We start from the raw sequence: 1,980 nt of genomic DNA, 5'->3' as shown, positions 1-1,980 counted from the left end.
CCACCGAAATCGAAACCACCCTCACCACCCACCCCCACATCACCCAAGCCACCCTGCTCCACGGCGACCAGCAGCTGACCGCGTACGTGACCACCGCCCCCGGCGCCCCGGCCCCGAGCCCCGACGCCCTGCGCGCCTGGCTGCGGGAGCGGCTGCCGGAGCACATGGTCCCGGCCCGGTTCGCGGTGCTGGACCGGCTGCCGCTGACCGCGAACGGCAAGATCGACAAGGCCGCCCTGCCGGCCGTCGAAGCCCCGCTCACCACCGGCGGGCGCCAGCCGCGCACCGAGGCCGAGGAACTGTTGCGGTCGCTGGTCGGCGAGGTGCTCGGCGCGGTCACGCCGCTGTCGATGGACGACAACTTCTTCGACCACGGCGGCCACTCCCTCCTCGCCGCCCGTCTGACGAACCGGATCGCCGCTACCCTCGGCGTCACCCTCACCCTCCGCGACGTCTTCCAGCACCCCACCCCCGCCGCCCTCGTCCGCCGTATCGACGAGGTCTGCGACCGTCCGTCGCTGCCCCGGCTCACGGCCCCGCTGCCCCGGCCCGAGCGGCTCCCGCTGTCGTTCGCCCAGCAGCGGCTGTGGCTGGTGACCGCCGGCCTGGGCGGCGGCGCGCGGGGGACCTCGTACAACGTGCCGATGGCGGTCCGGCTGGAGGGCGAGCCCGATCTCGCCGCGCTGCGCGCCGCCTTCACCGACCTGGCGGAGCGTCACGAACCGCTGCGGACCCGGTTCGTCACGGCGGACGGCGACCCGTACCAGGTCGTGGATCCGGTCCCGGCGTTCACCTTCGAGGCGCGTACGGTCGCACCCGAGGACCTGGACGCCGCGCTCCACTCGGCGGCGAGCCACTCCTTCGACGTGGCGGCCGAACACCCGCTGCGGGTCACCCTGTTGAGCTCCGGTGACGGCCACCACACGCTCCTCGTCCTGCTCCACCACATCGCCACCGACGGGCAGTCGCTGCGCCCGCTGTTCGAGGACCTGTCCCTCGCCTACGCGGCCCGTCTCGCGCACACCGCCCCCGACCGGCCGCCGCTGCCCGCCGCGTACGCCGACTTCGCGCTCTGGCAGCGCACCGCCCTGACCGGCCCGGTGCTGGAGACGCAGCTCGCCTACTGGAAGACGGCCCTGGCCGGCCTGCCCGAGGAACTGGGGCTGCTGCCCGACCGGCCACGGCCGCCGGTGGCGGGGCAGGAGGGCGGGGTGGTCCGCGTCGACTTCGGGACCGAGCTCTACAAGCGGGTGCTGGAACTGGCGCGGGCCGAGCGGTGCACTCCGTTCATGGTGGTCCAGGCGGCCCTGGCGGCCACCCTGACCCGGCTCGGCGCGGGCACGGACATCCCGCTCGGCTCCCCGGTCGCGGGGCGCCCGGACGAGGCGCTGACCGGGCTGGTCGGGTTCTTCGTCAACACCCTGGTGCTGCGTACGGACACCTCGGGCAACCCGGCCTTCCGGGAGTTGCTGGCCCGGGTGCGCGCCGCCGATCTGGACGCGTTCGCACACCAGGACGCCCCCTTCGACCTGGTGCTGGACGCCGTGAACCCCGTGCGTTCCCTGGCCCGGCACCCGCTGTTCCAGGTCTGCCTGGCGCTGGAGTCGGGGCCGGCGGTGGTGCCGGACCTGCCCGGGCTGCGGGCGGGGGCGGCGGAGCCGCTGGCCACCGGGGCGGTCAAGTTCGACCTGGAGTTCCTGCTGCACGCCGAGGAGGGTTCCGGGCTGACGGGAGCCGTGCTGTACAGCTCCGACCTGTACGACCGGGCCACCGTGGAGCGGATGACCGCGATGCTGCGGCGCACGCTGGAGCAGGCCGCGCGGGAGCCGGGGGTCCGGCTGTCGGAGCTGGAGGTGCTCGGTGGGGCGGAGCGGCGTCAGGTGCTGGAGGAATGGACGGGGATCCGCGTCGAGACCCCCCGGGAAACGCTGGTCGACCGTTTCGAAGCACAGGCCCGGCTACGCCCCGACGCCCGCGCCC

The 1,980-nt window shown here is 74.5% G+C and carries 1 protein-coding gene; it reads left to right on the top strand.

Annotated elements, in window-relative coordinates:
- A partial coding sequence (locus ACZ6ZT_RS35155) for a condensation domain-containing protein (RefSeq protein ID WP_469724509.1) occupies window positions 1-1,980 on the top strand: 1,980 nt, incomplete at both ends.

Source organism: Streptomyces sp. NPDC102258 (assembly GCF_055584685.1).
This window is presented reverse-complemented; position numbering and strand designations above follow the sequence as displayed.